The sequence below is a fragment of the Limnohabitans sp. Rim8 genome, assembly GCF_943326455.1.
Lineage (GTDB): Bacteria > Pseudomonadota > Gammaproteobacteria > Burkholderiales > Burkholderiaceae_C > Limnohabitans_A.
The window spans coordinates 24,204-51,042 of sequence record NZ_CALPTI020000017.1; the positions used below are offsets into that span (position 1 = coordinate 24,204).

Consider the following 26,839-nt stretch of genomic DNA (forward strand, 5'->3'; position numbering starts at 1 on the left):
TCACTTTCCTTCGGGCGGGTTGAGCAGCGCCTTGCCACTCATGCCGGCCATCAATTCGGGGTGGCGGCCACTGATGGTGGCGGCCACTTTCACCGTCTGGCTGACCGGGTCCACACGCGCTGCAATGCGCGTAAAACGGGCCGGATAGCTCTTGCGGGTTTCATCGATTTGCACTTGAAATGCTCTGCCCACCCGCAGCCACTGCAGCCAAACGGAGGGCACCAAAAATTCCAGCTCCAGCACGCTGTCGTCCAAGATGTCCAGCATGGCCTGGCCCGGCTGCACATATTGCTGCTCGCGCACCCTTTGTTCGGCCACACGGCCCGCAAACGGTGCGCTCACTTGGCACTTGTCCAGCACCGCTTGGTGCGCACCCAGTTCGGCTTTGGCTTTGTTGGCCGCCGACTTGGACAGATCCAGCTCCAACTGGCCCACCACGTTGAGTTGCTCCAGCCGCAAGTTCGCTTGCAAGGTCTGCGCAGCCCCCTCCAGCTCCGCTTGGGCTTTGTCCAATTGGGCTTTTTGCAATGAGCAGTCAAACTCCACCAGCATCTGCCCAGCCTTGAACACGCCACCCTCGGAAACCCCAATGGCCGATACCTTGGCACCGATTTCGGCAGCGATGGTCGTGTAACGGCGCGGCATCAATTGCGCGCGGATCTCCTGGCGAACCACGAGCGGGGCCGTCACCGGGGCCGCGGCCCGAGCCGCAAGCGCAGTGGCAGGCGCCGGGGGGGGCGCCACTTGGGCATGCGCCCAAGCCAAACTCAAGCCCAGCAGGCCCACTGCAGCTGAGCGCATCACTTGCCCGCCTTGGTGCCTTGGGCGATTTGCTGCCATGGCGCCTTGGAACGCGTGATCTGCTCGGTCAGCTCATTCAGGGGCAATTCATGCGTGCTGCCAATTTGGGGCTCCAGACCCAAGGTGGCCAGCATGCGGTTTTCTGCCACTTGCACCTGAGCCAATGCCTGGTAGCGGCGCAACAGGCTCAAGATGGACGCGGTCTCGGTGGTGACCACATCCAACTTGCTTTGGGCCTGCACCGACTGGCGTGTGCGCATGATTTGGGCAATTTTGTTGTCGGTGTCATAGATGGCATCGGCCCGATCAAACTGGCTGCGCGCATTGATCACCTGCAAGCGCGACAAGTGCACCTGGGTCAACACGGCCGCCTGGGTGGCCACACGGCGTTGGTCGGCCAGGGCCACACCGGCTTCGGACAGCTTCATCTGCGTGCCGGCCGTCAACAGGTTCATCAAGTTGAAGGACAACTGCACACCGGCTTCGTTCCAGTTGTTGCTCATCAGGTAGCTGTCGGTGTTGTACTTGGCGCCGTAGTTGAAGCTCAAGTTGGGGAACATGCGCAAGATGGTGCGGCGTGTTTCTTCTCGGGCAATGCGGCTGTTGTAGTGTTGCTCGCGCAAATCGGGGTTGTTGAGCAGGGCCACTTCTTCCAGCTTGTCCACCGCCACTTTGGTCACTTCGTCATCGATGTTTTTCAGGTCGGTGGTGGCAATCTGAATGCCCTGACCCGCAGGGGCATTGATGAGCGCGGCCAAGTCCACTTGCGCAGACGACAACTCTTGGTTGATGTTTTCCAGCAAGCGCAGGTTTTCCAGCAACTGGCGCTGGTAGCGTAGGGGCTCCAGCGGGTTGCGCACGCGCTCACCCGAGGCTTTGCGCGAATCGGTCAGGGCTTCTTCGGCCAAGGCGATGGTTTTTTGCACATCGGCTTTGAGCAACTGGGCGCTGGCGGCACGCCAGTAGGCGGTGCGCACGTCTTGCATCAGCAAGTGCATGGCTTTACGGCGCTTTTCGCCGGCAATCAAAAACCGGTCGGCCTGCTGCTTGGCGCCGTAATAACCCAGGCCCAGGTCCAACATGCTCCAGGTCAAACCCAGGTCATTGGTCGAAAAGCTGCGTGCCGAGGTGGTCGCCGGAGCACGTGAGCGGTCAGGTGTTTCTGATGGGAATGTGCTGCTGTAAGTGAAGCGGGCACTGTCACGCTCGGTGTAACCCGCCTGGGCCATGATTTTGGGCAGCATGTCGAACTTGCTGACATCCATCTGCCCCCGGGCCAAGGCCTCTTCCATCATGCGCGAGCGGCGGTCCAGGTTGTATTTCAGGGCACGCGCCAAAGCCTCTTCCAGGGTCAAAGGGCCATTCAACGGCGCCACATCTTTGCGAATGCTTTCCCCGTCTTTTTGGATTTGCGAGGCCATTTCTTGGGGTGCCACGGCCACAGGCTGCACGCTGGCACAGCCCACTGCCGCCGCGCAGGCCAATGCAAGCAGGCTCAGGCGAAGTGGACGGTGGAATTGGGGGGTAAGGGTGGGCGTGTGCATGGGGATTTTTCCTATTTTTGTGGACTGGTTCAGGCTTTTTACCTTCGCAGTAACTCACATGGTAAATTTGATAAAAGTACGATAAAACATTTAACTGTAGCTAATCTAAATAAATCCAAACAAATTCAATAAAAACAAAACTCGAATTTATCTCTGTGCCCATTCATGGTTAACCCAACACCCCCAGCTGATCTCAAAAAAAATGCGTTCATTAATTTTGTTTTTCGCTGGATATTGAGTTTTTTTTGCTTATTCATGCTGTCGGGCCATGTGCTGGCCAGAGACCACGTCAGTCAGCGGGCCTGGCTGGACGATCCCAGCGCGCAGCTGAGCTGGGAAGAGGTACAAACGCTTCCACTTGAGCCTTTCAGCGGCATGCTCAGCCGAGGTTTTGGTCACTCGGCCATTTGGCTCAAGCTGCGCATTGACCCTTTCAAAACTTCGCCTTCTCAACAAGACCCCGATCGTCTGGTGATGCGCATCCGCCCGGTGTATTTGGATGACATACAGGTTTATGACCCCCTGGCACCGAACGGTTTGGCGGGCCAAATCGGCGACTTGCAGCACCCAGGCCATCAAACTTTTCGGGGCTTGGACATGATGCTGCCCATTGCCCGTGGCGAGCAATCTCGTGACATTTGGTTGAGATTGGCCTCGACCAGCACACGGCAAATCGAAGTCGGTGTGTTCAACGTCGAGGACCTGTCGGGGCGCATCCTGAAGCAATCGCTGGTCTTTGCGGGTTATTTGGGTTTGGTGGCCCTGCTGGCGGTCTGGGGGCTGGTCTATTGGGTTTTCGGTCGCGAGGCCTTGATCGGTGCTTTTGGCCTCAAACAAGTGTTTGCTTTGCTCTTTGCCACCGCCTCACTGGGGCACCTGCGGGCCTTTTGGCCAGACCCATGGCCGGCTTCGCTGCTCAACCAGCTGACCAGCATTTTCAGCATCATGGCCGTGAGCACCGCCGTTTTTTTCCATGTGCTGCTGATCCGGGATTTCAAGCCACCTGTCTGGCTTAGGCGATTGCTCTGGGCATTGTTGGCCCTGCTCCCGGTCAAGCTGCTCATCTTGGCCCTGGGCTGGCCCACCTTGGCGCTGCAGATCAACATGCACGAAGTCTTGTTGACCCCCCTGTTTTTTTTGCTCTCCGTTTTGCTGTGCAAGGGCTGGGATCAAGCCACCCCCGAACACCCGGCGCTGTCCAAACCGGTGGTCGTTGGGTTTTACATCACCATGACCAGCTTTTTATTGGTCGCCGCTTTGCCCGCCCTGGGCTGGGTCTCGGGCACCGAAATCGGGCTTTACATTGTGCAGGCGCACGGCTTGCTGACTGCCTTTTTGATCCTGCTGATGCTGCAGTACCGTGCCCATGTCATCAAACGCAATCAGAGCCAAACCGCCCTTGCATTTGAGCGTTCATTGCTGCAATCGCAGCAAGACAGGCGAATGCTGGAGGAACAAGAAAAGTTGCTCACCATGCTGGCCCATGAGCTCAAAACTCCGCTGGCGACCATGACCATGAGGCTGGATGCCAGTGCCAGCGGCAGCCCCCAAATCAGGCAAGCCATCCGTGAAATGAACAACGTGATCGAACGTTGTTTACAAATTACACAATTTGGCGACCGCAGGTTGGTGGCCCGAACTGCGCCTTTGGACTTGGTCAACACCTTGGACCAGGCCATCGCAGCCTGCACGCAAGCCCAACGCATCGAGCTGCAAGCCCATGGCCCCATCAAGGCAGATTCAGATTCCCAACTGGTTTTCATCATCCTGCACAACTTGATTGAAAACGCCTGCAAATACGGCGCCCCCAACGAAGCCATCAGGGTGACAGCGCATGTCCCGCCAACCGCCATACCGCCCATTGCGCTCATAGAAGTCATCAACCCGCCGGGCCCTTCGGGCTGGCCCGAAGCCGACAAACTGTTTGAAAAGTATTACCGAAGCCCCCACGCGCGTCGTCAAGCCGGAACGGGACTCGGCTTGTTTTTGGAGCGCCAACTTGCCCAGGTCCTGGGTGGCCATGTCGACTACGAGCCCCAAGACGGGTGCATCCGTTTTGTTGTTCGCATCCCTTTAGAAGCAATCAACGCCACGCCCGTCAGTCCTGAATCCCATTTGGGTTGATTTGTAAAACCGGACGTTTGAATTTTTATGATCTATCGGTTTTATCAATTTATCAAATGCTCCACACCATGACGCCATCGCCTTTGCTTCAAATAATGGTGGTCGAAGACAACGACAGTTTGCGAGAGGCCACCGTTGACTTCTTGATTCAGCAAGGCCACCAGGTCACCGGGGTGGTTTGTGCAGAAGATGTGGACGACACCCCTACACGCGACCTGCCTGATTTGTACCTGATTGACGTCAACCTGCCAGGCGAGGACGGTTTCAGCTTGTCCGCCCGCATTCGAAAAAGCCAACCTAGAACCGGCATCGTGATGCTGACCGCTCGCTCCCAGCTCAGTGACCGGTTAACTGGCTGGGATTGCGGTGCCGACAATTACCTGATCAAACCCGTCGAAAAATCTGAACTATTGGCTTGTTTGAATAACCTGGGGCGACGCCTGAAACAAGCTGCACCCGCACGCCAAACTGGCTTGGTACTTGACCGTCAAACCCTCTCCCTGACGGGGCCGCAGGGACGGGTATCACTGACCTTTGCTGAAACCCAGCTCCTGGCAGCGCTGAGCAGGGCCGCTGGACAAAAACTGGAGCGCTGGCAAGCCATGCAACTGGTGGACAGCAAGGACAAAGGCCTGTTACCCGCCAATTTGGAAATGCGCATCAGCGCACTGCGCAAAAAACTCACCGCATGCGGTGCCCCTGCAAACGCGATCCAGACCTTGCGCTCGTTTGGGTACAGCCTCAGCTGCGAAATCCAGCTGACCTGAGACTTCGCAGCCGGCCGTGACACCTTGCGGCGTCACGGCCATCGGGTTCACTCTGTTCTCTCGGAGATCACCACCAGCACACGTTGAGGCCCCAGCACCATCACCACTTGCATGGGGAATGCACCATCAGGCACAGCCGAAGCGTCAAAGCGCAAAGCAGCGACATCGAGCTTCAACCATGTGGGCAGTGGCGATCCGTCCGGCAAACTGGCCAGCACTTCAGGCGCTTGCTGGGCCATTTCGCGAACAGACGCTGGCAACTCGAAGCTAAAGCCCGTCCCCGCCGTGGCCATGCCCCGAGGCAAGGTGACCGCCGCGATCAATGAGGATGCTGTGGTGGCCGAGCTGTTCACATCGACCATCACCCCCGCACTGGTGCCCCCACCCACTGATGCAGAGCCCCCCGCAGAAGTGGAGGACGAGGATGAATCAGTAACAGCAGCTGCAGGAGCTGCAGGAGCTGCAGCCACCGATGTACCGCCCACACCAAAGGCCACCACTGCCGAGGTCACCACCAAGGGCACAGGGGTATTGGCATTGCTCAGTGCGGTGCCAGGTGATGGCACTGCGGTTGATCCACCCGAAGACTTGGTTGACAACACCATGGCTTCTTTGACCGCATCGCCTTCAATGACGTAACGGCTGGCCAGCACCGTCGTGCCCATGAACATCCTGTTATCCGGGTGGGTCAAAATGACCTCGCCGTCACCGGCCGTCAAGTTGGCAACACCCTTGACCAGCAATGAACCGCTTTGGGTGATGTTCCCGCCCCCACTTTGGGCATCCAAGACGCCAGCAACTTGGGTATTGCCCAAGTTCAAATGACCCGTACTGGCCAAAGCCAAATTGCCTTGGGCCGTGACAGTTCCCAAGCTCAGTGCATTGCTGTCCTTGATCGAGACGTTTTGCGCTTGCGCATTCACCAAGCCCATGAAGTCGTTACCTGCACTGGCCAGTTGAATGTCAGCGCCTGCACCGAGGTTGGTCAAGCCAGAGACCGTCAGGGCGCCACCGCTTTGCAGGATCGCGCCATCCGTGGCCTCCAGGGTCAAATTGGCAACGCTTACCGTGCCGGTCAGCGTGATGCCGCTGTCCGCTGTCGCGTCCAGGTTACCCGTGGTCGTCACATTGCCCAGCGTTAAGTTGTTCGTGTCGTTCAGTGTGACGTCGTTGGCGCCCAGCACGTTGACCGTGCCCGCAAAGTCGTTGGCCGCGCCGCCGAGCGTGATGTTGGCCGGTGTCACCACACCGTTGACCACATCGCTGGCGCTCAGCGTCGTCGCACCGTCCACCGTGATGGTGGTATTGGCCGCTTGCGTGATGTTGCCATCGGTGCTGCTGGCGTTGAGCGTGCCGCTGGCATCAATGTTGCCCAGCGTCAAACCGCCCACACCGTCCACCAGCGTGATGTTGCCACCCGTGGCGTTGACCGTGCCCGCAAAGTCGTTGCCCGACGCATCCAGCTGGATGTCGTCGCTGGCCATGAGGTCAGTCGGCCCGGCAGTCACCGTCAGTGCACCACCTGTTTGCGTGATGCTTCCAGACACGGCCTTCAGGCTCAGGCTGGAGACCTGAATGTTGCCGCTGAGGAACAGGTTCTGGTCAGACTTGGCATCGAGTTTGCCTGTGGCCGTGACATCACCAAGGTTGAGGTTGCTGACCGTGACCAAATTCAGGTTGCGCCAAGAGCCGCTGTTCATGCCCGTGAAGCTGGTCACACCGCCCCAGGTGTTGGTGCCAACCAGGTTGGCATCCTGGTTTTGCACGTTATCCGCACGCCACGACAAGTTACCGTCGACGCGCAACTGCCCCGCCGTTTGTGATACACCTGCCTGAGTGCTCACCGTCAGGTCGCCGTTCACACGCAGAGAACCGCCTGTTTGCTGATAGCCTCGAAGTGCGCCGTTGCCGGTGAGGGTGAGCAAGCCTTTGGTCATTTGCAGACCACCGCCGCCCTGCAGGGACGCTACGGTGACAGGATCGGTCAGTGCGCTGCCCGTGGCGCGGCCGGTGTCAAAGTTCACGGTCGAGCCCGTCGGCAGCACCACGGCCGCCACGTTGGCTCTGTCCGGAATAGCCCCTGTCTGGCTCTGGCCAGTAGCCACCCAGTTGACCGGGTTGAACCAATCGCCGCTTGCGCCTCCCACCCAGGTGGCCGAAGGCAGCTGGGTCACCGTGCCGGTGGTCGCAGACGTGAAGGTATTGAGCACGTAGTTGGCGGCCGAGGTGCCGGTCAGGCTCACGCTGTTGACGGTCACGGCTTTACCCGTGCCCACGTTCTTGCTGTCCAACACAGCATTGACCTGCACCCGCATGTCGTCGGCGACGGGGTTGACATAGCTCACAGCCACAGCGGCCGTAGCGCTGCCGTCATACACCCTGCTGGCACCGGCAATGGTCAAGTCCAGGTAACGCGGCGTGATGGTCAAGGTGCCATTGACGCCCGAGAAGCTGTACTTGGTCGATGTCAAACCGCCCGTGTTGGCGGTGATGACGTAGCTTCCCACACCCGTGAGGTTGTTGGTCGTGCTGATGCCCAGGCCCAGCGTGCCAGTGACGGCGTTGCTCAAGCTGTCCCCGGTCAGGAAGCCCGTGACCTCTTGCGTGAACACCGGGTTGGCAGTGCCGTAGACGCGGGTGCGGTTGACCGGTGCGACCACCAAAATCGACTGCGAGACCGCCAGCGTGCCGTTGGCGTAAGACAGGGTGTAGTTGCCCAGGCCCGAGCCCAACGCAGCCGTTGGGACGATGGCGTAGGAGCCTGGCGCCTTGGTAGCTGGAACGGTGGCATTGCCGTCCACCTGCAAGGTCACGCCCGTCACCGCGTCAGTGCCCAACAGCCCAGTGGCTGTGAACGCACTGGTTCCCAGTTGCAAGACCGAGCCAAAGTCCATGCTCTGGTTGCTGGCCGTGAGGGTCAACGCGACAGGGTCGATTCTTCCGTTGCTGGCACTCACGCTGGTGGATCCACCGCTGATGACATAGTTGCCGGCCTGCGCGCCAGTCAAACGCAGGTTGCTCAATGTGTAGTTCACATTGGACAGCACATTGCCGCTGCCATCGCGACTCACGTTGGAAGAGCCAAAAGCACCCACGCCACTGACCGACAAGTCACCGCTGTTGACGATCCCACTGGTGACGTGCGCGGCAATGACGCCGGTGTTGGCCGCTGCACCGCCCTGACCGTCAATCGACATGCCCAGCGACACATTGTTCATGGACGTTGTGCCGTCGTAGTTCTTGTTCACACCGCCTGCAGCCGACACAGTCACGGGACGCTGCGTGATAGTAGCTGTGGTCGTGGGCTGGTAAGTGATGTTGTAGTTACCGGCATCCGCACCTGTGAATGCAGCGGAGATATTGACTGTCTTCCCCAAGCCCGCATTGGCATCCGCAAAGGTCGCACTGGAGGTGTTGAAGCTGACTTGATCAGCCGTGCCACCATTCGACAACAAGCCCATCGCCGCACCGATGGTGGGCCGTGTCAAGGTTGCGGCATTGCTGCCGTTGTAGACCTTGTCGCTGGCGGTAAAGCCTGAAATATGCAGCGGCGCTGGTGTGATGTTGGCCACCGTGGCGGTGCCGGTGCTGGCGACGCTGTAGTTGGCCGCGTCGGTCCCGGTCAATGAAACACTGGTGACATCAATGCTCTTGCCAGTGCCAACGTTTTTATCGTTCACACTGGTGCCAGAAGCGTTGTTCTGGAAATGCGCAGTGCGAGAAATACCCAGGTTATCACCCGCGATGCGATCATCGGAAGTTGTCACCGTGGCCTCAGACGACGCGTTGTAGGTCTTGCTCACACCGGTATAGGTGACACCCAAGGCTCGCGGTGTGATCTGACCATCGCTGCCCGAGACCGTATTGGAGGTCAGGTAGTAGTTACCCACATCTGTGCCGCTGAGCGCGATACCGCTGATGGTATAGCTCTTGTTGGCGGTAACGGTGGCATTTTTGTCGACAAAAGCACCGCTGCCACTGATGGTGAGGATGTCGCTCACGGGCGGTGATGCGCTTGAAGACACCACTCCGCTGGAAGTCAGGCTCAGACCCGTCATCGAAGTGTTGCCATCGTAGACTTTGGTCTTGGCTCCGGTATTGACATCAGCCGCTGTCAAAGTGAGCGCCTTTTGAGAGACCGTCAATGCACCCACCAAATTCAAGGCATTGAAGTTGGTGCCGGTACGGCTGAAGTTCACCCCGCCGAGTTGATAGGCCCCGACCTTGGTCGCACCTGCAGTGCTCACCTGAGGTCGGCTAAAAGACAGCGCAGTGCCTGCAGCAATGTTGCTGTTAAAAGCGCTGTCCAAAGTCAGGCTTGTATCGCTAGCGATAGCGGCGACGGATCGGTATTCAGACCCCACTTTGATCACATCACCCACACGCAACTGAGAGCTGAAGCTGCTCCCCACACCTGCCAGCGTTGTGCTGCTGGTGCCGATGGTTCCTGTTCCAGCATTGAGGTTGAGTGGTGACAGTGAGAAACTGGCCGTGGTGCCGGCACCGTCGTTCATGCTGACGGAGCCACTGGCGATCGCCAAATTCGGCGCGATAGCGAACGAAACACCCGACACGTTAGATGCAAGCGCTGCGTTCAAAGTTAGTCTAGTGCCGTCTGTGATCGCGGCTACAGAACGGTACTCAGCGCCAACTTTGATCACATCGCCCACGCGGAACTGCGTGTTAAAACTGGTGCCGGTACCGGTCACGTCGACGCCCGAGGTGCTGATGGTGCCACTGGCACTTGTTGCACTGCGGCTGAAGGTGTAATTGGCACCCGTCACGTTGCTGGTCAAAGCGCTGTCCAGTGTCAAAGTCGTGGAACTGCCGATGGCTGAGACGGTTCGGTATTCCGATCCCACCTTGATCAAGTCACCCACACGCAAGTCGTTCGTGAAACTCGTGCCTGTTCCCGTGATGCTGGTGGTGGTGCTGCTGATTGAGCCCGCACCGGTTGCGGTCAAAATACGCTCACGACTGAAGTCAAAGGCTGTTGCAGAAGCAGTCAGCGCTGAACCCAAAGTAAGAGTTGTGTTGTCTGTGATGCTGGCAACGCTGCGGTATTCCGATCCGACTTTGATCACGTCACCCACCTGCAATTGGGTGGTGAAACTGGTACCCGTGCCCTTGAGGGTTGTCCCGCTGGCTGTCACGGTACCCGTGCCTACTGCCGACAACAGGTACTTTGCGCTGGAGACGTTGTATCCCGCCGCTGCGCCATAGGTGGCGCTTGTGGGCGCAACTTTCACCAACAACTGATCGGCAGGCACGATGGTGAAATCGCCCGCCACTCGGGTGATGGTGTAGTTGTTGGCTGTACCACCAGTGACGGTCAGGCCACCAGCGTAAGACCCTGCGTTCTCGCCGGTACCCGTACGTGAAACCGTCGCAGCGGTAGCCAATGCGCTGGTCGACTCACCGTTCACAAAGCCGCTGTAGCTCATGGTGAAAGTTGGATCAGATGCGATCACGAACTTGGCATCGTCGTTGGCACGAATCGTCAAACTGGCAGGGTTGATCGTGCCGCCACCAGCGGTCCAGGTGAGGCTGTAGTTGCCTGCGTCGGCACCGGCCAAAAGGACGGTACCTTGGTTGATATCTTGCGCGGTGACAGCACCACTCACCACATTGCCCACGCGGGCCACGTTGGCGCTGGCAAACACGGGGGTGCCGGCAACGGTCACCGTGTCCGTGCCCAATATGCCACCCAGACTGCCGAAACCGGCGCTGCCTGTGGGCAAGCTGGTGTTGCCATCGTATGTTTTGGTGATGCCGCTGGCACCTGCCAAGGTCAAGGGCGCCGGTGTGATGTTGGCCGTGCTTGTACCTTGCGGGGTGATGGTGTAGTTGCCTGCATCCGTGCCGCTGATGGTTTCGGTCAGCGTCACGATTTTTCCGGAGCCCACGTTCTTGGTGTCAAACAGACCAGTGGCGCTCACAGTGATCACATCGCCAGAAATCATGCCACCGCTTTGAAGTGCGCTGCTCACGCCAGCCACACTGATGGTGGTCGCTCTTGTCGCGTCGTACACCTTGTTGCTGACCGTGATGCCCGAGATGGTCAACGCCTTGGGCGTGATCGTAGCGGTAGTGGTCAAGGTGCCGGACACGCCCAAGCTGTAGTTGCTGGCCAAGCCTGTGCCGTTGGTCAAGCCCAAACCGGTGATGTTCACCGTTTTGTTCAAGCCCGCGTGCTTGTCAGAAAAACTGGGGGTCGCAGAGCCGCCCAAGGTCAGGGTTTCAGTACCTACCAGGCCCGACAAGGTGCCGCTGCTGGCAAGGGTGGCGGCCGTTGTGCCGTCATAAACCTTGTCACTCACCACCAAGCCCGTCAAGCTCAGCACCTTGGCGGTGATGGCTGCGGTGCTGGTGCCCGTGGCCACGGTCACGTTGGGCAAGCTGTAGTTGGTGGCTTTGCCTCCTTCGGTGCCGTCGGCCAGTTGGTAGCTGACGGTGTAAGCCTTGTTGCTGCCCGCATTGGCATTCGAGAACTGAGCTACGGGTGTGACGCTCAGGGTCTGGGTGCCCAAGTAGCCGGTCACAGTGCCAGCCGAGTTGATGGCGGCGATGGTGTTGCCGTCATAGACCTTGTTGTTCACCGTGGTGGGTGACGAAAGCGTCAGCGTGATCGGGTTGAGCGTGCCACTGCCGTTGGTCCAGCTGAGGCTGTAGTTGCTGGCCCGCGTGCCCGACAGGGCCAGGGTGCCCTGCTGGATGGCCTGCGACTGCACCACACCAGAGGCATCGCGCAGCACGTTGGCGCTGGCAAAGGCCACACCGCCGGCGAGGGTCACATTGGCCGCGTCGGCCGCGATCACGCCGGAAAGGGGGGTGCCGGTGTAGCCGAGCACGCCAGAAGCCATGCCGCTGCTGGCATCATAGGTTTTGCTGATGCCCGTGGCACCGGTGACGGTCAAGGCTTTTTGCTGCACCGTCACGCCAAAGGTGCCGTTCAGCGGCAGGTCGTAGTTGCTGAAGTCGGCGCCATTGACGGGCAAGGTGTAGGTGTAGCTCAGGGCCGCCGTGCGCGAGCCGGCGTCGGCGCTGCTGAGAACGCCGGTGCCGCCCACCGTGAAGTTTTGCGTGCCGACCATGCCGTTCAAGGTGGCAGAGTTGACGGTCACTGCCGTGGTGCCGTCATAGGTCTTGCTGGCAATCACAGGAGTGACCGTCACGAACTTGGGCGTGATGCTGGCGCTGGCGCGTGCCTGCAAGGTGTAGTTGCCGGCATCGACTCCGGCCAAAGACAAACCACTGAAGGTGACGAAGCTCGCACCCACCACATTGGCGCTGTTGAACACCCCCGATGTGATGCTGCCATCCAGGGTCACGGTGTCACCGGTGTAAACCTTGCCGTCGTTGGCGGTGTTGGCACCTGCAGCCACGGGCGGCAGCAGGGCTGCCGTGCCTGAATAGGCGGCGGTGGTGGTGGCGTCATAGGCCTTGTTGGTCACGGTCATGCCCGTGATGCCAATGGTCTTGGCGTCGATGATGCCGTTGATGCCACTGATGCTGTCGCCACTGGCCAATTGGTAATTGCCCGCGTCGGCGCCGCCCAGGCTCAGGCCTGTCAGGGTGTAGCTCTTGCCTGTGCCCGCGTTCTTGTCGTCAAAACCGCCACCTCCGGCGCTCACGGTGACCACATCGCCCGTGATCAGTCCAGTCCCGGCAATCACGGCGTTGGCGTCGTCGCGCACTTGTCCCAAACTGACGTTCAGGTTGTTGAAGCCGGTGGTGGTGTCGTACACCTTGCGCACGCCGGCGTTCACGTCCACGGCGACTTGTCGTTGGGTGATACCGCCCGCCAAGTTGAGGGTGGTCGCGCTCAGTGCGTAGTCGCTGGCCACCGAGCCCTTGTTGCCGGTCACCGATGTCAAGGAGATGCCTGAAATCGTGAAAGTCGAGGCGCCTGCCACTGTGGCCGAGTTGAATTGACGTCCGGTCTGCGTCACTGCGGCGGCTGTGTCACCGTCCACAAAGCCGTCCAGCACATAAGCGGGTGTGAAGCTGTTGTGCGTGGCCAGGCCGTCGTAGACCTTGCTCACCGAGGTGTCTGTCAGGCTAACCGTCAAGGGCGCTGGCGTGATGGTGACGGTGTTGTTGGCATTTGCGCTCAAGCTGCGGGCCGAGCCCGAAGTGACCGCGGTGTTGCTGCCTGGCAAGCTGTAGTTGCTGGTTTTGTACACCACGGTGCTGCCATCGAGCACATTGCTCAGCGTGATGGTGGCCACGTGTTTGTTGCCCGCCACGCGTGCAGAACTGCTGGTGAGCGCGCTGAAATTGAGGTACTCGCCCTGGACCAGATTGCCAAGCGCCACATCGGTCAGACCGGTGGTGCCGTCATACACCTTGGTGGCAGAGATCGTCAGCGGACGGGGCGTGATGGTGCCGTCGTTGCCGCTGATGGTGCCAGTGGCCAACGCGTAGTTGGCGCTGTCAGCGCCCGTCAGGCTGACTTCAGCCAGGGTGTAAGTACGTCCGGTGCCAGCATCCGCGCTGGAGAAGTTGCCACCAACACCCATAATGCCCACATCGTCACTGCCCACTTTGCCTGTGGTGGCAGTGGATGCGGCCAATGCGATAGACGCGCCAGAAACACTGGTGGTGCCATCGTAAACCTTGGTCGGCGCTGCGCTGGAGGCAGCACTGACGGTGCGGGGCGTGATTCTGCCGCTGACGAACGCCGAAGTGATGTCCAGCGCATAGTCTGACGCTTGCGACCCGGAAGTCCCACCGCTGATCGTGCCCAAGCTGACGCCACTGAGCGAAATTTGATTGGCATCCACGACATTTTTGCTGTTGTAAGCAGCCGATGAAAATGTCACTGCAGCCGATTCACTGGTCAACAAGCCATCGGTTGCAAATGTGGCGCTGAAGTTGCCTGCTGCAGCCGTGTCACCGTTGTAAACCTTGGTGGTGTTGAGCGATCCTGTCACTGAAACGGTCACGGACTTTGGCGTGATGGTCACGGTGTTGCCATCCGAACTGGAAGCCGTGCTCGGCAAGCTGTAATTGCTGAGCAAACCCGCATTGTTGGCACCGTCAGCCAAGACCAAGGTGCTCAGGAATTTGCTGGCGGTGGCCACGCGCGCGTTGTTGGCCGTCGCGCTGACCACCGTCAATCCTTCGCCTGCGACCAAGTTGCCCAAAACCACGTTGCTGGCCGCAATGGCCGTGGTGCCGTCGTACACCTTGCTGGCAGAAGCCGTCAAGGAACGGGCCGTGATGTCAAATTGGTTGTCGGCGCTGCGAACCAACAAATCCGGTGCTTGGTAATTGGCAGCGGCAGCGCCGCCCAATGTCAAGGTGTCCACAAATTTGTTGGCGGTGCTCACGTTGGCATCGTTCACGTTGGCCGAGGCCACGGTCACGACATCACTGCCCACCTTGTTGCCCAAGACCAATTGGTCTTTGATTTGCGTCGTGCCGTCGTAGACTTTGGTGCCCGACAAGGTCAAGGTGCGCTGCGCAATGTTGACAGATCCGGTCACCAAGACCTTGTTCAGCGAACTGGCGCCGACCAATGTGTTGGAACCCAACACACCGTCAATGCCACGGACACCCGCATTGGTGTTGTTGGCCTTGGGGTTCAAAGTGAAGCCAATGTTCTTGGTGGCATCGGCAATCGAGTTCCATGACAACTCAGAAGCGCCCTGCACCAGTTGCGTCACACCGGATTGACCTGTCACCAAATAACTGACTTGCGTGACGTCGTAAACAGGCGCATTGCCGTAGACACCACTGGCACTGCCCACCTTCACCAGCAGGGTGCTGTCGTCCACGATGAAATAGTTGCCCTTGGCATAGGTGATGCTGTAGTTGGCCGCTGTCACGCCCGAGGCGGTCAAAGCCTCGGTGTACACACCCAACGATTGGGGGTCTGTGCCGGTGGCCCCGTCAGGGCCGTTGGTGCTGCGTGCAATCGACAAGCTGCCGCCCAAGACCCCCGCTGTGGTCGCCGTTTCACCGCGTGCAAAACCACTGTAGCTGGCACCGGCATAGCCCGTGGCATCGGCCTGACCCAGGAATTTGCCATCTTGGTTGGCGGTGACTGTGAGCGCACGCGGCGTCACGGTGGCTTGCGAAGTTTGGCCATAGGCGATGGCATAACCCAAACCACTGGTGGCGTTGGTGTCCATCTCCATGGTGTAGGTGCCCACATTGAAGTGGCCGGTGGCATTGCGCGCCACCACAGAGCCCCCTTGTTTGAGGGTGATGGAGGGCGCATTGGAAACAGCCAACGCACGGGTGTCACCGTTCATCAGGTTGGTCGCACTCAGGTCGAGTACAAAAGCCTCGCCATAGGTTTGGCTCTCGGCTGTGCCACTCAAGGTGATGGTTGGGCGTTCGCGGTAAATGGCGTGCAAGCCTGTGCCCAAGGGCGTCAGGTAGCCGGTGGTCACTTCATCGCTGGCATAGCGGAATCGCCCGCTGCCGCTGCCAACCAGGGCCGTCAGCCCTGTGCTGCCCGAGACGCTGCCGGTGTACAAGGTGGCGCGTCCCCCTGTGCCAACCGCAATCGTTTTGCCTGTGGCCAGTGTGATGTTGCCGCCACTGCCGTCGTAAAAGGCTGCGCCTTCGGCCACCGCTTTGCCTTTGCCGGCGTTCAGCGTGACCGCATCGATGGCGGTGCTGGTGGTGTCGATGTTTTCACTGAGGGTGATGTCGCCGGTGACGGTCTCGATCAGGATGCGGCCCGAGGCGTTGACGCCGGTCGGGTTGACCGTGCCGATGGTGACGCCATTGGCGTCCACATAGCTCAAGCTGCGCACGCGGGTGTCCGCAGTGCCTGCGGCCAGCACGGCCACATTGTTGTTGGCATTGGTCAGTGTGAAGCGACCCGTGCCCAACAGGCCCAGGCCATTGGCCACCAATTCGCCATCGGCACTTTGGGTCACCTCGCCCGTGGCGGTGACCACGATGCGGTTGTTGGCGACCGTGGCGTTGCCTGCTGCGGTCAGGGATTCGTTGATGGCAACAGCATGCCCCATCAAGGCGATCGTCCCTTTGACCGTGGTGGGCGCAAAGATACCGATGTTGCTGGTGTTGCCCGCCTTGCCCAGCGTCAGACCACCCAAATTGGCCACGTTGTTGACGGTGATGTTGGCCATGCTTTGCAGGCCCACCAAGTGGTTGCCCGTCAGGGCACCATCCCAGTTGAAGTTGCCGGCAAACCGGCTGCCGCTTGGTTCGATGGTCAACGTGCCTGTGGTGTTCAGGGTCAAAGGACGTGTGTGAATGAACTCCAGCGCATCCGCGCGCAAGGTGATGCCAGAGCCTGCACCCGCCGTGATGGTGGTGGCCGGCGAGGCCGAGCCTGTGTTGCCGTCGCTGCTGCCAATGGTGCCGCCGTCCAGCGCTTGCAAGGTAATGGCCGAGTTGCCGCTGGTGCCGGTGGTGGAGATGCTCGAGCCCGGGAAAATCACCATGGCCCGTGTCGCACTCGCACCCGCTTTAGCCGTCATGGTCAGGGCGCCACCGGCGCGCAGCACGGCGTTGTTGCCCACAAACAAGCCAAACAAATTGCCCGAATTGATGGTGGTCAGGTTGCGACCGTCCAGCGACATGGAGCGCCCGGCGATCAGGCTGTTGCCGCCTGTGATTTGAATGCCGAGGTTGCCGTTGGTTTGTGCCCAACCTTGCACCACCACGTCGCCGCCCGCATTGATGCCCGCTGCCGAGCCCGACAGCAAAATGCCATCGTTGACGTTCGATCCCACCGTGGGTTTGGAGCCGCCTCGCGCCAGCAAGGTCACATTGCCTTTGCCTGTCGCTGTGGACGAGGCATTCAAGCCGCTGGTCCACAAGATGCCCGCGCCGTCAAAGTTGAGACCGCGGTCCAGGTCCGCGTCCAGCAACAAGTTACCGGTCGTGGTGGTCAGGCTGGCGTTGTTTTGGTTACGGATTTGTCCACCGTAAATGCTGATGTCGCCCGCCATGCTCATGCCGCTGTTGACCGAGACCAAACTGGTGTTGGTGTCCTTACCGATCACCAGGCCACCCAGGTTGGCCACGTTCTGGAGGATCAGGTTGCGCGAACCGGTCACACCGGCTGTGCTGGCACCCACCCAATGGGCGCCGCTCATGGCGCCTTGCAGGTTGAAGGTGTAGCCAAAGCTGTCGTCAAACGGCCGCGCGGTGAACACCCCCGTGGTGTTCACCGTGGTGGTGGTGCCGGGGGTGTAAACACCACCAAAGTCGATGCGGTTGCCCACAAAGGTCACGTTGCCGCTGCCGGCATTTACGGCAATGGAGCCGCCGGTGGCGTTGATGTCCCAGCTGGCGTTGCTCACGACATAGGTCTTGCCCGCGGCATAAAAGTCACCGCCGCCGGTATTGAACGTGCCTTGCAGGTCCATGCCGTTCCAGTTGGCGCTGTAAGAGCCCACCGAGGCACCGGCACCCACCGTCAAGCCGTTCCAGGTGGTGCTGGCATTGGCCGCTGCGCCACCGTTGCCGCCCATCCAGATGTGACCGCCTTTGGTGGTCATGGTGGGGTTGTTGAAGAAGCTCACGCCACCGTTGCGGGTGCCATCGGCGTCCGACCAGAAGACCATGTTGAGCTTGCCGGTGTTGGCACCACTGGCCGTGATGTTGGCGATGGTGGTCAGCCGATTGTTGGACTTGAGCGTGAGTGTGGCATCGCCGCCGCCGGTTTTGCTGATGGGCGAATTGATGTTGATGCCATCCGCCCCGTTGCTGAAGCCCTGCATGAAGATGTCGCCACTGCCCGTGACGGTCAGGGGCTGGCTGACGTTGACCGAGCTGCCGTAAGCCGTGATGGGGCCGGCCACGTTCATGTTGATGCCGACCACGTTGGCGTTGCCGTCCAGGTTGACCGCTGCCCCTGTGTTGCTGGGTTTGCCGATCGTCAGGCTGGCCATGGTCTTGCCGTTTTGGTTCCAGTTGAACCACTGGGTGAACACGTTTTGACCAAACGAATTGGAGAACGGCACCCACAGCACATCGCCACTGGTGGCGATCTTGGGGTTGACGCCCCCAAAGTTGTACGTATCAAAACGAATGGTCAGGTCGGTGTCGGCCGAAAGACCGGTGTAAGTTGGGGAACTGCCCCACCACTGGAAATGAGACTGGCGCAAGAACAATCGGGCACCCTCTCCCCCTTGTCTGGTGGAGCCCAGCAGGTTCAAAGGCCCGCCGTTGGTGATGAGGTCCGTGCCGTTGCGGATCAGCACCGCCCACTCGTTGCCGTAACCATCGAGCGTGATGCCGCCACCCGCACCACTGGCGATGAGCTTTTGATAGCCGTTCCAGCTGCCGCCATCTGTGGTACCGCCCAGGTCGATGCCATGGTTCCACCCACCGCCGGTGGTGGTGTTGCTGCCTTTGATGGTGATGGCGTCTGCACCGGCAAAGGCCGAACGGATGTCCACCGCATTGTTGGTCATGACGCCCGCTTTGATCGAGCCAGAGCCTGTGTCTCGGGAAATGCCCTCGATGTAAATTTTGCCCACACCCGCGTCGGCGGTGAATGGACCTTCCCAAATGCCCACGCCCCAGGCGCCCATGCCATTGGCTGAAGCACCGGCCCAACTGCGGCCTTTGAGGGAGATGTCTTTACCGCCCGAATACAAGGTCAGGCCTTGGTCCACACGAATGCCTTCGGCCCGACCGCTGCCCACACCCGATGCGTAGCCCGTGCCGGCGGAATTACCCCCACCCATGGTGATCTTGGCGCCGCCGGTCATGGTGTTGTTGCTGGTGCCCGTGAACACCTGCCGGGGGATATTGGCAGCGGTGGAGGCCCACTCGAGCTTGGCCGCTGCCCAGCCACCACCTTCGCTGACATCAAGGCGGAGATCGTAGCTTTGGCCTGCGGTCAAGTTAACCGTGCCCGTTCGGGAGGCGTTGTTGCCGGCCAAATCATTGATGCCGGTGACCGGCGCGCCATTGATGGTCAAGCGGGCGCCATCGTCGGTGGTGCTGTAGAAAGTGTAGGCACCGGTGGTGGGTGCCACGAAGGTGTGGCTGTAGGTCACGGTGAAGTTGTCCACGCCGATGGCTGCCTCATAAGGGCTGCCTCCCTTCCAGTCAGCATCGATGGCCGCAGCCGTGGTCACGAATTTGAGGTTACCCGCCGCCGTGGTGGTGCGACCGGCGTAACCGCTGACACTGAAAATGTGCCGGCGTGTATCGATCTTCAAGCCCTGGTAAATGTCGATGCCACCAAAGCCATTGCCGTCGCTGTCGGCGGCCAGAGTCACCTCGCCTGCGTTGGTGCTGATGGTCTTGGGGCGTGTGTCACCGTAGATGGAGCCGCGTGCGATCAGCGAGATGGGCGCGTTGAGCAGTGTGCTGGTCAGGTCGCGGCGCAAGGTGATGTCGCCGCCATAAACGGTGATGGGACCGGCCGCAAACAGGTCGGCCTCCAGAATGATGTTTTTGGTTTCGGTCAGCTTGCCGATGCTGATGCTGCTGTGCTGGGTGCCCAGGTCCCACATGTTGCCCAGCGTGAAGTTCTTGGTCGAAGTGGCGCTGCTGGAGCTGAAACTCACGGCATTGGTGCCATAGGCCTTGACGGCACCCGTCACACCGGCGTCGGCGTTCAGGATGGAGTCGCCCTCCACAGTGATGCGACCGGTGTAGCTGGCAGCATTGTCGGTGGCTGCGCCGATGCGGATGCTGCCCGAAGACGCGCCTGGGCCAAAACGGATGGCGTTGTTGTAGGTGGCGGTGCTGCGTGCCTGCTGGAAGGCCTGCATGTAAATGTCGCCGCTGGTGGACAGGAAGCTGAACCCCGAGCTGGCGCTTTCGATCTGCATCACCAAGCCGGTGGAATCGTCCTTGGGGGTGTTGGCGTCGCCTTTGATCGTGATGTTGCCGGTGTTGGTCTTGATCAGGCTGCGGTCGGAAGCTCGTGAGAGGAAAACCACCGCGTGCGTCCAGCCATCGCTGCGTGTGGCCGAGACACGGCCGTCGAGCAAGACCGAGCCACTGTCGCTGACGATGGCCGAGCTGAAGCCATTGGCCACACTGGCGGAATTGCTGACATTGCCATCCGTAGAGTGGGCATTGGTGCCGAACCACAGACCTGTGCTTAACCAAGCGTTGGCGGTGCTGACACCATAAATGTTGATGGCGCCACTGGTGCTGTGGACCAACGACTGGTCGTGGATGTAGGTGCCAAATACGCGCTGGCTGCCATCGAGCCCCACCGGGTCGGTCGACGTGACCTCGCCGCGCAGGGTGATGGCGCCAGTGGTGCTGACCAGTTGGCCCCCGCTCAGGTCCAGGCCATAGCCGCCGTTGTAGTTCTTGCCCCAGACCTTGCCGGTCAGGTCGATCTTGCCCGCGCCGGTGGTGATGGTCGACTTGTCGAGTTTGATGCCCCCGCTGTAGGCCACCCAGCTGCCGCCGGTGTGCCAGCCCAAGCCGCTGAGGGACACATTGCCGCCGCCGGTGCTGATGTTGGTGTTGGCCACATGCAGCGCGATGGTGTTGCCCGACCAGGTGGCCGCATCGCCCTGGCCGACGGTCAAGCCGTTCCAGGTGCTGGCGGCCTGGTTGCCGCCGCCCATCCAGACATGACCGCCGTTGGTGGTGATGGCGGCATCGTTGATGGCGATCGTGCCAGCCTGGGTCTGGCTGTTGAAGCGCGTCCAGAGCACCATGTTGAGCTTGCCGCTGCCGGCCAGGAACTGGCTGCGGTTGGAGGTGCTGGGCGCATCGATGACGATGTTGCCACCGGACGCAGTGCGCAGCAGCACGTTGGCGGTGCCAGTGCCGGTGTAATTCAGGCTGGCGCTGGCGGTGCTGCTGCCCCAATTGATGTTGCCGCCGTTTTGGGCAATCACCGTCACATCGCCCGGGGTGGTGATGTTGCCGCCCACGGTGATGCTGCCACCGTACAGGGCCAAAGACTGGTTGGTGACCACTGGACCCAACAAAGTCAGATTCGCGGTGTTGGTGTTTTTGCCAAGGGTCAGGGTGTTGGGCGCCACGGTGATGCCGGGCAAGCTGGTGGCCGCATTGAAGCTGTTGGCGACCGAGGTCAGCGAGACATCGCCTGTGGCACGGATCGCCGAACCCGCGCCAAAGTTGATGGAATCGGACAACACCGAGACATTGGCGGTGCTGCTGGTCACGCCCACGGCCACGCCGTTGACCGAAGGGGTGCCCGCGCCGCCAAAACTTCCGATGTGGGTGGTGCCCACAAAAACGACATCTCTGCCTGTCGAGCTTCCACCATCACCAGAGATTGAAATGTTGCCGGCCCTAGAAAGGACATAAGCCGTGCTGTTGGTCGTGACCACGCCTTGTCCATTGACGGTAGCGGCTGTGCCAGAGAGTGTGACACCGCCGCCGCTGGCGCCCAAAGACTGGATCAGCACATTGCCATTATCTTGCGCATCCAGGATCAAGCCGGCATAGCCCGCGGAGGTGGTGCCGGTGATGTTGATCGCAGGTCTGGTGGTGCTGGTGCTGGACGAGGTGATGGCGTAGTTGGCAGGGACGCCCCAGGCGAACTCGATACCGTGCGAGGAGTTGCTTTCGCCCACAATTTCGACCGTACCGGTGCCGCTGTTGATGGCAAAACGCCCTTGACTCAGGATGCCCGAATAATTGGTGCCAGATGCCAGCCATGTGCGACCACGCATGAGGATGTCACCGCCACCCGAAGACAGGGTGATGCCCAAAGTACCTGCCAAACCGCCAGTACCGATCGAAATGCCGCCCATCTGGTTGGCGTCGACCACGCCCCGGTAGGCATAACCGTCGGGAATGCCGTCGCTGTTGGTGTCCAGACCACCGGCCAGCACAATGCGCCCGCCGTTGGTGGTGATGCTCACGCCGTCGCGCAGGCCAATCTCGTTGTTGATCGCCGTATTGGTCCGGTCGGTGGTGTTGGACCACACAATGACATTGCCGCCGTTGGTGGTGACATCGGCAGTGGCGTCGTTGAGCCAGACGAAACCCGAGCTCTTGAGCAGGACATGCGCATTGGCCGCGGTGGTGCTCAGGGCCCTGTTGACCCAGAGCTCTTTGCCATAAATGGCAATGGGACCTGCAATGCCAATGGCGCTGTTGATGGTGACACCGGCATCACTGGTGCCATCTGAACCGGTGGCGCTTTTGCCAATCGTCAGCCCGGTCTCGTTGCCAGAAAAAGTGACGTTTTGCAGCGTGAAGATCGACGTGAAGTCGTTGCCAGAAGGCGCGATGGTGACCGTGCCGGCAGTGCTGAGGGTCGTGGCTGCGGCCAGATTGACCGAGTTGCCGGTGAGGGTGATGTTGCTGGTGCTGCCGGTGATGCCACCGCCATTGCCCAGGGCGCCGCTGAGGTTCAGGCCCCCGCTGGCATTGTTGGCGTTCACGCCGGTCAAGCTGATTGCGCCACTGGCAGCAAAAGCTTTGAAGTTGCCAGCGTTGAAACCGAAGTAACCAGATGCTGCGGAGGTACCGCTGACGCTGATGCCGCCCGTGCCAGTGGCAACCAGCGTGGCGGTGCCTTGGTAGCCGGCAGCCGGAGACGTGAAGGTGGTCACGCCCGTGATCGAGATGGCGGTCGTGGCATTGCTGCTCGACTGCAACACGGGACTGACTGTCGACCCGTAGTAGTTCAGTTCAATGCCGTGGCTGGTGGAACTTTGTCCGTCCAGCGTGATGACACCGGAACCTGCGTTGATGACCTGGCTGCCAGATGCACCGGAGTACCAGGAAATGCCTGGCGCAGTATTGGCCGTTTTGCCTTTGATGGTGATGTCACCGCCGCCGCTGTACATCTTGATGTCGTTGGCATAAGTGGTGTTGTTGGCGTTCCAGACCCACGCACCCAACTGCACGCCGCTGGGCGCGAGCGTGCCCCAGGCCGCAGTGCGGTTGGAGAAGGCATAGCCCGTGGGCAAGCCGCCACTGCTGGCAGTACCGCCAGCCAGGGTGATGGTGCCGCCGCCGGTGCTCTGGTTGGTCAGGCCATTGGCCGAATTGAGCACCACGCCCGACTGGAGGCCGATGTAGTCACCGTTGGCACTGGCCGCCCCGTCCGAATCCGTCCAGAAGGTGATATTGCCGTTGTGGGTCTGAAAAGTCAGCGAGGCGTCGGTTTCGATGCGGCCCGTCGCCTTGAAGAGCAAGGCCGCATTGGCCGCCGTCACGGTGACACCTCTGCTCAACCAGATATTGCCACCATAGAAGCTGACTGGGCCTGCCACAGTCAGCGCATTGCCCAAGGACAAGTCGAGGTTGTTGGTGCTCTTACCGAGGGCAAATCCACTGAGCGTGGTGCCAAAGTTCCAGTCGTCGTCAAAGCTCAAGGTTCCGCTGTCACCCGCGCGCAGATGGGTGAAGCTGCTGCCGGCCGATTGGATGGTCAGGGTGCCGTTGGACTGGATGCGGATGCCGCCTGAGGTGCTCAGGTTGCTGCGCTGAAGGATCGAGTTGCCTTCAATGAGGATGTTGCCGCTGTAGGCGTTGGTGCCGTCAAAGCCGATGCGGATGCTGTTGGCCACGTTGCCCGGCGTGAAGCGGAGGGCGTTGTTGTATTGCCCATTGGCCGCATTGCTGGTGACGCCCTGCAGGCTGATGGCCCCGGACTGCGACACCACCTGAAGGCTGTTGGTGGTGTTGTTGTTCTGGAACTGCAGACCGCTGACGTCGTTGTTACTGAAGTTGAAGGCCGCGCTGCCATACAGTGAGATCGCTCCCGAATTGCTCTTGATGGTCACGTCACCATTGGCAGCAGTCCCGCCGACCAAGAGGCCAAGGCGCCAACCGGTGGAGGTCCCCGCGGCACTGTCGTCACCGGTGCCGGTGATGTTCATGGCACCACTGCCCGTCTGCAGGGTCACGTTGCCGGCAGTGGACGTGTTGCCGATCAAGGCGCCAATGCCAAGGACATATTTCCCCTTGAGGGCGCCCCCGATCGTCAGGCTGCCGGTGGTGGTTTGCAGACTGCTGCCCCGGTCGACCCAAACGCCGAAGTTGGTGGTGCCATTGCCGACACCGGTGTCAAAGCTCAGGCCGCCCATCTTGATGCTGCCCGCGCCGGTGCTGATGCTGGTGTTGCCGATGTAGATGCCCTGAACGTTGGCGCTCCAGGTGGCCGCTGTATCGCGGCCGACGGTCAAGCCATTCCAGGCAGAGGTGTCGGCGTTGCCGCCACCCATCCAGACGTGGCCGCCGTTGGTGTTGATGGTGCCGCCGGTGATGCTGATCGCGCCGGCATTGCCTTCGGTGTTGTAACGGGTCCACAGCACCAGGTTCAAGGCGCCTGAACTGGAGGTGATGGTGGGACTGTTGAGGGTGATGTTGCTATTGGTGATGTGCCCCGTTCGCAAGGTCAGTGTGGCATCGCCACCGGCGGTCTTGTTCAGTGTGACACCCGCGTTCCAGGTGATGGTGCCGGTGACCTCATTGAGCACATCGGTGCCGGTGTTGAGCGTGGTGCGGTAGCTGTCGGCCACGGCCTGGGTGATGGTGCTGTCTGTGGGGTCCAGGTACCACAAACCGCTGCGGCCTTGGTTGGCACCGGCATTGACCGATCCACCTTCCACCATCAATTGGTAGCCCGAGGTCTCGACCTGGCCACCGGCGCCGCCCAGGTCGCCGCCACGCGCGGTGATCGTCCCGGCACAGCGGGTCACGGTGCCCTGGCGGTGTGCATCGCTCCAGAGCACCACCTTGCCGCCGTCGCCCTGCTGTGTGGCGCTGGCGTCGATGCTGGCGCCTTCGGTCATGGTGACGGTGGTGGCTTGGTAAACGCCGTTGCGCCCTTGCCAATCGCCGCCCACCAGCACCGTGCCGCCGCCGGTGACGCCCGAGGCGACAATTTTGCTTTGGTCCAGCAACTCGAGGTGGTCGCCCAACACGTGCGCCGTACCGCCTTGGCTTTGGCGGCCGCGCACGCTCAGGGTGCTGTTGCCCATCATGGCCAAACGACCTTGGCCTGGCGCATCGGGCAAAGGCTGGGGTTGGGGTTGGTCCGGCTGAACGTCAGCCGCTGCACGCAAAGCGATGCGGCCACCCTGGCCGCCACTGGCATCCAGGCTGGCGTTGTTCAACTCGATGTCACCACCGGCTTGCACATCGATGTCACCGCCTTGGGTGGGCACAGCCACCGGGGCTGGGCTGGTGGCAGGGCTGGCACTGGCGGCAGGCGCAGGTGCTTCGGCCTTGGCCGAGACGTCAATCTGCCCTTGCAACTGAACCTTGCCTGTGGCCTTGATGTTCAGCTGGCCGCCTTTTTGCGTGCCGCTCAGATCGATGCGGCCGGTGTCGGTTTGCGTGAATTGGGTGGCTTGAATTTGGATGCTGCCTGCACTGAGGGCTGCTTCGGACGTGGCTGTGCCGCTGTTGGCAGTTGAACTGTTGCTTGTGGTACCAGACGTGCTGGACGTGCTGGACGTGCTGGACGTGCTGACGGCACTGGCGCTCAAGGTGCCGCTGTTGATGACTTCGGGGGCTGTGATCTCGATGCTGCCTGCAGGGCCGGATTCGGCAGCGGTCGCGCCCACTGAGGCGTTGGCTTGCACCGCACCGGTGTTGTCGACTTTTTTGCTGGCGGACAAAACGATCCGGCCGCCTTGCTTTTGCAGACCACTGGCTTCGACGGTGCCGCTGTTTTTGACCACGCCGCCAATCAGGCGGTCCATGGATTGCGCGCTCAAAATGATCAGGCCGCCCGGGGCCTTCACGGCCCGCTGGTTGTCGACCAAGGCCTGGATTTGGCTGGGCTCCACACGGATGCTGGTCAGGCGGTTGTTGCTGTCAAAGTGCAGGTCAATCGCTTCGCCTGCGGCCAAGGCCACCGTGCCCATTTGGGCAATGATGGCGCCTTGGTTGCGCACTTCGGGCGCGAGCAAGGCGATGTAGCCCCCCAAGGCGGCTTTGATTTCGCCTTCGTTGACGACACTGCCTTTGCTGCCGTTGCGTTCATACCGGTTTTTACCGGCCATGAAGTCGGCGTTGCTGATGCCGTGCGTGGTGGCCACGATACCGCCCACATCGACCCGGGCATCTTTGCCAAAGTAAACCCCGGCAGGGTTGGTCAAGATGACCTGGCCGTTGGCCGAGATGCGGCCAAAAATTTGACTCGGGTCGTTGGCCATGACACGGTTGAGCGTGACGCTGCTGGCCCCGGGTTGCTGAAACTGAACGTGCGCGTCTTTGCCCACGTTGAAAGTTTGCCAATTGATCGCCGCGCGGTCCGTGCCTTGCTGGATGACCATGTGGGCACCCGAGGTGTGGATGTTGGCTTGGCCGGCGCTCAGTTGTCCGCCGGTGGGCAGGGCTGTGGGCACAGGCTGCGCCGCCGCCCAACCGCCCGTGGTCAGCAGTGCGGTGGTCATCAACGCGCGGGGGCCGTCGATGTCGCTCAGGTTGTGCAGCGCCGCCATGGGGCTGAACGGTGTGGGCACGGCCTCTTGCAGGCGCGCCACGGGTACCAAGCGGATGTGGTCGCCTTGCCACAGGGCCTTGGTGTTTTCTGATGCCACAGCCTCGGTCGGTGCACCTGCACGCTGGGTGCGACGGGCACTGGAGCGCTCCTTGCCTTGTCCGCTGACCGCTTCGCTCACGGCCACCCAAGTCAGGCGCACTTTGCACCAAATGACACGGAAAAAACGGTTGAGACAGGTATTCATG

At 60.6% G+C, this 26,839-nt stretch carries 5 protein-coding genes; 2 read left to right on the forward strand and 3 right to left on the reverse strand.

Annotation, left to right across the window (positions count from 1 at the left end):
• Positions 1-801 carry an efflux RND transporter periplasmic adaptor subunit gene (locus Q1M54_RS11725; protein ID WP_300557386.1) on the reverse strand — a complete coding sequence of 267 codons (801 nt, stop codon included), beginning with the start codon at positions 799-801 and terminating at the stop codon, positions 1-3.
• A complete protein-coding gene (locus tag Q1M54_RS11730) occupies positions 801-2,345 on the reverse strand; it encodes a TolC family protein (protein WP_300557388.1) in 1,545 nt (514 codons plus the stop codon). The genes Q1M54_RS11725 and Q1M54_RS11730 overlap by 1 nt, the downstream gene beginning before the upstream one ends.
• A 255-nt stretch (positions 2,346-2,600) precedes the next feature.
• On the opposite strand from Q1M54_RS11730, the gene Q1M54_RS11735 reads away from it, so the two are divergent.
• Together Q1M54_RS11735 and Q1M54_RS11740 are read left to right on the forward strand one after the other, a co-directional pair.
• Complete coding sequence (locus tag Q1M54_RS11735) at positions 2,601-4,469, forward strand: ATP-binding protein (protein ID WP_300557390.1); 1,869 nt, start codon at positions 2,601-2,603, stop codon at positions 4,467-4,469.
• Positions 4,470-4,525: 56 nt separating this feature from the next.
• The gene (locus Q1M54_RS11740) at positions 4,526-5,236 is read left to right on the forward strand and encodes a response regulator transcription factor (RefSeq protein ID WP_300557392.1); all 711 of its coding nucleotides are present in this window, start codon (positions 4,526-4,528) and stop codon (positions 5,234-5,236) included.
• A 47-nt stretch (positions 5,237-5,283) separates the two neighbouring features.
• Here Q1M54_RS11740 and Q1M54_RS11745 read toward each other — a convergent pair whose 3' ends face one another.
• Positions 5,284-26,838 (reverse strand): YDG domain-containing protein, encoded by a 21,555-nt coding sequence (locus tag Q1M54_RS11745; RefSeq protein ID WP_300557394.1) that lies wholly within the window; start codon positions 26,836-26,838, stop codon positions 5,284-5,286.
• Position 26,839: the final 1 nt, after the last annotated feature.

Bases quoted from the DNA above. Each gene is read 5' to 3' on its own strand.
- Q1M54_RS11745 (WP_300557394.1), bottom strand. From the start codon at position 26,838: ATGAATACCTGTCTCAACCGTTTTTTCCGTGTCATTTGGTGCAAAGTG.
- Q1M54_RS11740 (WP_300557392.1), top strand. From the start codon at position 4,526: ATGCTCCACACCATGACGCCATCGCCTTTGCTTCAAATAATGGTGGTC.
- Q1M54_RS11725 (WP_300557386.1), bottom strand. From the start codon at position 801: ATGCGCTCAGCTGCAGTGGGCCTGCTGGGCTTGAGTTTGGCTTGGGCG.
- Q1M54_RS11735 (WP_300557390.1), top strand. From the start codon at position 2,601: ATGCTGTCGGGCCATGTGCTGGCCAGAGACCACGTCAGTCAGCGGGCC.
- Q1M54_RS11730 (WP_300557388.1), bottom strand. From the start codon at position 2,345: ATGCACACGCCCACCCTTACCCCCCAATTCCACCGTCCACTTCGCCTG.